Below are 6,480 nucleotides of genomic sequence, written 5' to 3' on the forward strand. Positions count from 1 at the left end.
ATATCATAGCACAAAGAGCACCGGGAGGGCAAGGGAGAGGAAATTTGTCAGAAAAACGTTATTTGAGCCGGAACAGCTGGGAGGGGCGGACGCCCTGGGCGGAGAGGGCGGCCAGGTAGAGCACACCGCCGAACGCGATACAGGCCAGACAGGCGGCCGCGCCGCCCATGCCCGCGTCCCGCAGGACACGGAAGAGCAGATTGATGACCAGGCCCATGAGCAGGGCGGCCAGTACGGGAGCGGTGCACCACTGGAAGAGACGGGGCTTCAGGGCTGTGCGGCGGGCAATCTCCAGGTAATTGAGGAGGACGCCCAGAGCGGAGCTGAGCACAAACCCGGCCACATAGCCCCCCAGCCCCACACCGGGCAGACCCATAAATACCCAGGTGCATCCCAGCTGCACCGCCCCGCAGATGAGGGAGGTGCGGGCGGCGGCCGCCTGGCGGCCGATGCCGTTGAGAGCTCCGGAGAGGACGGACTGATAACAGGACAGCAGTACCCCGACCGACAGGGGGACCATATAGTCGCCCACTGTGGGTTCCCGGAAGAGAAAGACGCCGATGGTAGGCCCCAGAACCACCAGAATGGCCAGAGCGGGCATGGTGAGCACCGAGGTAGCCAGCAGGGACTTGTGGATCCGGCGGCGGACCTCGTCTATCCGGCCCAGTGCCACGCTCTGGGACAGCTTGGGCACCAGCACCAGACCCAGCGCGCCGATAAAGGCGGTGGGCAGGCAGAGCATGGGTACCGTCATGCCGCAGAGCACGCCGAAGGCGCTCATGGCGGCGGACACGTCCATACCCGCGTGGACCAAGCGCTGGGGGATGAGAACGGCGTTGGCGGAGCCCATCAGGTTGCCCAGCAGGGCGGTGGCGGCGATGGGAAGGGCGATGGTACCCATCCGCCGGGTGAGGCGGCGAGGCTCTTCACCGGGGCCGGGCAGGGCGGCGGGACGGCCCATGTGCCGCCGAAAGAGGATAACCAGGGTGATGGAGGAGAACAGCTCCGAGCAGCACATGCCCGCCACAATGATGCCAACCACCCGCTCCGGGTACTGGGGCAGCAGCAGCACCAGCAGGCCCAGCACCGCACCGGTGCGGATAAACTGCTCGGTCAGCTCCACGGCGGCGGGAGGGCGGATGTTGCCCGTGCCGTAGAAGTAGTGCTTGTGCAGGTTCTCAATGCCGGTGAGGAGGATGCAGGGGAGCAGCAGCAGCAGGCCCATCTGGGTGCGGGCATCCCCCAGAAGATAGACTGAGATGGGGTCGTACAGCAATGCCGTAGCCCCCGCTACCAGGGCGAAGAGCGCCAGGAAGGCGGTGAGCGCCTTTCGGAGCAGCTGGACGATGGCCCTGGGGTTGCCCAGGGCGTGGTACTCTGCCGACAGGTTGGACACTGCCACCGTCAGTCCGGTGGCAGTGAGGGACATGATGACCGAGTACACCGGCATAATGAGCTGGTAGAGACCCATCACCTCTGCGCCGATGAGGCGGGAGAGGAAGATGCGGTACACAAACCCCAGCACCTGGGAAACGATGCTGGTGAAGGTGAGAACCAGCGTGCCGTACAGCATGGACGAGCGGTTGAGTTTCAAAGTTCACGCCCCCTTCCTGAACAGGTATATTCATGGGACAAGGGGGACATGAAGACAGAAACGCTTTGACAAATGGTGAGTCCGGGGGTATGATAGAAAAGCTATCACTGTAAAGTGAAAAAGTGAACGGGGGAACATCCATGCTTGCTACCATTATCAATGTGGCGCTGGTCCTGCTGGGCAGCGCCCTGGGCCTGCTGTTCAAGAACAAAATCAGCAACCGCTTTGCATCCATCCTCACCTCCGCCCTGGGGCTGTGCGTGCTGGGCATTGGCATTTCGGGCATGGTCGGCACGGCGGACACCCTCTGCGTTATTGTCTGTATGGTGGTGGGCACACTGCTGGGGGAGGCGCTGAACATTGAAAAGCGGATGGACGGCCTGGGAGATCTGCTCCGCCGGAAGCTGATCCGGGGGGAGAATAACAGCCGTTTTGTGGAGGGCTTTGTCACCGCCTCGGTGCTCTTCTGCGTAGGGGCTATGGCCATCAACGGCTCCATGCAGGCGGGCATGCTGGGCAAGTACGACATCCTGATTTCCAAGGGCGTTATTGACGGCGTCACCGCGATTACCTTTGCCGCAGCCATGGGTGTAGGCGTAGCCTTCTCCGCCATTCCGCTGCTTCTCTACCAGGGCGGACTGACCATTATCTTTGCCCTGGTGGGGCAGGGGATGGACCCGGCGGTGGTTACCGAGATGAACGCCGTGGGCGGCACCATCATCGTGGGCATTGCCCTGAACATGCTGGGCCTGCCCAAGGAGAAAATCCGGGTGGGCAACATGCTGCCCGCCATCTTTCTGCCCATCGGGTATATCCCCCTGGCCAATCTGCTCAGTGCAGTGTTGAGCTAACTGCCGAGGAACAGATGGAGTTCCAAAATGAAGTGTACATATTGAATAAAATAGAAATAAAATTTCGGTAAAGTTTCAATATAATTCATAAAAACAGCCGAAACTTCCAACTGATGAAATAAGATTTCGAAAAATATGGAAATTATTGAAACACATTCTGCCCTGCGCTATTATGAAGGCGCTCCGGAAAGGAGACAACCTTAAAGGAAGGGCGGAAAAGTGTATGAAGCGCAAATTGGGGAAAATGCTGAGCCTGCTCCTTGTGGTCACACTGAGCATGGTGCTCTTTGCTCCCTGTGCTGCGGCAGTGAGTGCGGCGAAGAGAGCGGAGAGCAGCACGGACGGCGTAAAAATTGGCGCCGAGGTACTGCTAGAGAGCGAGACCTGGAAAGAATATCTAAAGGGCAAAAATGTGGCCCTGGTAACCAACCAGGTGTGCGTAGACAAGAATATGGACCATATGGCAGATAAATTGGCCGCCGACCCGGACATCAACTTGGTGTGCCTGTTTGGAGGTGAGCACGGCGTACGCGGCGCCTATCAGGCCGGCGCGGCGGTGCCCCACTCCAAGGATCCCACGACAGGACTGCCTGCGTGGAGTCTTTACAGCGGAGGAACCATTGCCCAGCACCTGGATGAGATGGGCTTCGAGAACCCGGCTCCCATGGATTCGGAGTTTGTGGATGCCAAAAGCCCCAGCCGTCCTACTCTAGCCATGCTGACTGGCAACAACGGCAAATGGTATGAGCCTGTGGACGTGATCCTCTTCGACCTGCAGGAGATCGGCAGCAAGACCTGGACCTACATGTACACGCTGGCTGACGTGATGACCGCCTGCGTGGAGGCCAACAACTACTATGCGTCCAAGGGTGAGGACCACCACGTGGAGTTCATCGTTCTGGACCGGCCCAGCAGCATCAGCAGCGGCGTGGTGGAGGGCACCATGACCACCCCCGAGAACGCCAGCGGCATCAGCCGCTATCCGCTGCCCTCCCGCTACGGCCTGACCATGGGCGAGCTGGCCAAGCTCTACCAGGGTGAGGGCTACAAGAACTACTGGACCACCGGCGCTCCCGGCAGCACCGCCAACGAGTACGGTGAGACCACTTCCGCTCCCACCAACTGGAACTGGGACGACCCCGCCATGGAGAAGAAGATCTCCCTGGCCGACTGCGACCTGACCGTCATCCCCTGCGAGGGCTACACCCGTGATATGTACTGGGATGAGACTGGTATGGGCTTCATCCTGCCCTCTCCCAACATGCCCACCTGGGAAGCCGCTCTGCTCTACACCGGTACCGTCTGGTTTGAGGGTCCCACCATTAACGAGGGCCGCGGCACCACCAAGGCATTTGAGCTTATCAGCGCCCCCTACATCGACCCCATCGACCTGGCCCAGCGGATGAACGAGCTGGAGCTGCCCGGCGTGCAGTTCCGTCCTGCGTCCATCACCGTTTACAGCAGCAACCAGACCACCGGCGCAAACTACACCAATGAGTTGTCTCACGGCGTTCAGATCCATATCACGGACAAGCGGGCCTGCTCTCCCATCCAGATGCAGACCGCCCTGTTCCTGATGCTCCAGTCCATGTACGCCGGCACAGGCGATCAGGCCTTCAATATGCCCAATTCCGTGGATACCCGTGTGGGCGTGAGCTGGGTCCGTGAGGAGATCCAGGCCTTCCCCAAGGGCGCCACCAACGAGCAGGTCATGGAAAAGACCAACGAGATGCTGGCCCGCATGGACGAAGAGGTACAGGACTATCTCGTCATCCGTGACAAGTACCTGATGGACGAGTACAACACCCCCGGCGACAAGGAACTGGTCAACACCCGTCAGCCCGTGGTCACCCTGGGCTATGAGAACCTGCTTGCCAACCACATGGACCTGCTGGAGGGCAAGAAGGTGGGTCTGGTGGCCAACGAGACCAGCGTTGACAAGGACCTGAACCACCTGGCCGACACCTTGATTGCCAAAGGCGTCAACCTGACCACCCTGTTCAGCACCGGCACCGGCCTGCGGGGTGAGTTCCAGACCTCTGAGGCCGGCCAGTACACCGACAGCCCGGTCAGCCAGAAGGGCACCGGCCTGCCTGTCTACCGCCTGACCGACGAGGGTCCCACCGCCGAGCAGCTCAAGGACGTGGACGTCCTGCTCTTCGACATGCAGGATTCCGGTACCCGCGCCAACTCCTGCGTGAACCTGATGGCCGACTGCATGCTCTCCTGCGCGGAGAACGGCAAGTCCTTCGTGGTTCTGGACCGGCCCACCCCCCTGGGCGGCGAGGCCTATGACGGCCCTGTCTGGGAGAACGAAACTATGGGCGAGGGCTACGCCATCCCCACCCGCTACGGCATGACCATTGGCGAGCTGGCGGAGATGATCAAGGCCGAGGGACACACCTCCGGCGCCTCTCTGGAGAAACTGAATCTGACCGTTATCCCCATGGAGAACTGGGACCGGGATATGTACTATGATGAGACCGGCCTGCAGTACGTCATGTCCGACCGCAAGATTCCCACCGCCACTACTCTGCTGACCTATGCCAGCATCGGCTGGCTGGAGGGTACCGGCACCTGGGCCGCCTCCGCCGATGACCAGAAGGGCATGTGCTCCGGCTGGGGCACCACTAAGGCCTATGAGTTTTTCGGCGCGCCCTTTATTCAGCCCAAGATGACCGAGTTCGTGACCGCCCTCAAGGAGGCGGATCTCCCAGGCGTCCACTTCCGTATGGCGGCCATGACCCCCTGGAACAACACCACTGAGGCCGCCGGCGTCAAGTACCCCAACAAGGCCTGCTACGGCGCTCAGCTCCACATTGCCGACGAGCACGCCTATTCCCCCGTGGACACCGCGCTGACCATCCTGACTACCCTCAATGAGTTCTTCCCCGACGATACCGCCCAGATGTTCACCGCCGAGTTTGACGCCATGGTGGGCAACACCTGGATGAAGGACGCCATCAAGGCCGGCAAGAGCGTGGAGGAGATCCGCACCCAGTTCCAGAGCGGCCTGGACGCCTTCGGCGCCAAGCGGGAGCGGTATCTCCTTTACAAGGAAGAGGAGCCTAGCATCCCCAGCGTCCCCACCTACTCCGTGATCGTGGAGAAGAGCGCCAACGGCACCGTGAAGGCTCAGCCCTTCTGGACTACCGCGGGCATCACCGTCACCCTGACCGTCTCTGCTGACGAGGGCTATCAGCTCTCCAGCCTGACCGTTACCGACAGAAACGGCAGCGAGATTTCCGTCACCGAGAAGGAGAGCGGCAAGTATACTTTCCGGATGCCTGCGTCCAACGTGAAGGTCACCGCCGTGTTCACCGCTGAGGAGGGCGACCACAGCAACAATTGCCCCAGCGCCGCTTACAGCGATGTGAACACCTCCCTGTGGTATCACGACGCCATCGATTATGTCCTAACCAACGGCCTCATGAACGGCTATGGCAACGGCAAGTTCGGCCCCATGGACAATCTGTCCCGTGCCATGCTGGCTCAGATTCTCTACAACATGGAGAAGAAGCCTGCTGTTGAGATTTCCTCCGAGCAGTTCCCCGATGTGGCCGCCGGCAGCTGGTACACCGACGCTGTGTACTGGGCCAAGGCCAACGGCATCGTGGATGGCTATTCCGACGGCCGCTTTGCCCCCGACGACAGCATCACCCGTGAGCAGCTGGTCACCATGCTGTGGCGCTACGCCAAGTACAAGGGCCAGGATGTCTCCGCCACTGCCGCTCTGTCCACCTATCAGGACGGCGCTCAGGTTTCCGCCTATGCCACTCCTGCCATGCAGTGGGCCTGCGGCACTGGCGTGGTGCAGGGTAGCAACGGAAAGCTGATGCCCTCCACCACTGCCACCCGTGCCGAGGTGGCGCAGATTCTCCAGAACTTTGTGTCTGCGAAAGTCTGAATAAAATCAAGTATAGGAACAAAGCGGGACGGGCCGTCAGGCCCGTCCCGCTTTCTGTTGCTTAAAGAACCACTGGGTCTGCCAGTGGATAAAGAGCTTATAGCTATGGACAAAAAAAGGACTCCCCG

At 60.6% G+C, this 6,480-nt stretch carries 3 protein-coding genes; 2 read left to right on the plus strand and 1 reads right to left on the minus strand.

The window, feature by feature from the left end; all coding sequences use genetic code 11:
• Positions 1-58 precede the first annotated feature (58 nt).
• On the minus strand, positions 59-1,594 hold the full coding sequence (locus Q0K06_RS08385; RefSeq protein ID WP_294551072.1) for a polysaccharide biosynthesis C-terminal domain-containing protein: 1,536 nt from the start codon (positions 1,592-1,594) through the stop codon (positions 59-61).
• A gap of 140 nt (positions 1,595-1,734) precedes the next feature.
• On the opposite strand from Q0K06_RS08385, the gene Q0K06_RS08390 reads away from it, so the two are divergent.
• Together Q0K06_RS08390 and Q0K06_RS08395 are read left to right on the plus strand one after the other, a co-directional pair.
• Positions 1,735-2,445, plus strand: a complete 711-nt coding sequence (locus Q0K06_RS08390; protein WP_294551074.1) for a DUF554 domain-containing protein — start codon at positions 1,735-1,737, stop codon at positions 2,443-2,445.
• 223 nt (positions 2,446-2,668) lie between these two features.
• Complete coding sequence (locus Q0K06_RS08395) at positions 2,669-6,352, plus strand: exo-beta-N-acetylmuramidase NamZ domain-containing protein (protein ID WP_294551077.1); 3,684 nt, start codon at positions 2,669-2,671, stop codon at positions 6,350-6,352.
• Positions 6,353-6,480: the final 128 nt, after the last annotated feature.

It is taken from the genome of uncultured Pseudoflavonifractor sp., from assembly GCF_944387805.1.
Classification (GTDB): Bacteria; Bacillota; Clostridia; order Oscillospirales; family Oscillospiraceae; genus Pseudoflavonifractor.

Coding starts and splice junctions, on each gene's coding strand:
- Q0K06_RS08390 (WP_294551074.1), top strand. CDS start 1,735: ATGCTTGCTACCATTATCAATGTGGCGCTGGTCCTGCTGGGCAGCGCC.
- Q0K06_RS08395 (WP_294551077.1), top strand. CDS start 2,669: ATGAAGCGCAAATTGGGGAAAATGCTGAGCCTGCTCCTTGTGGTCACA.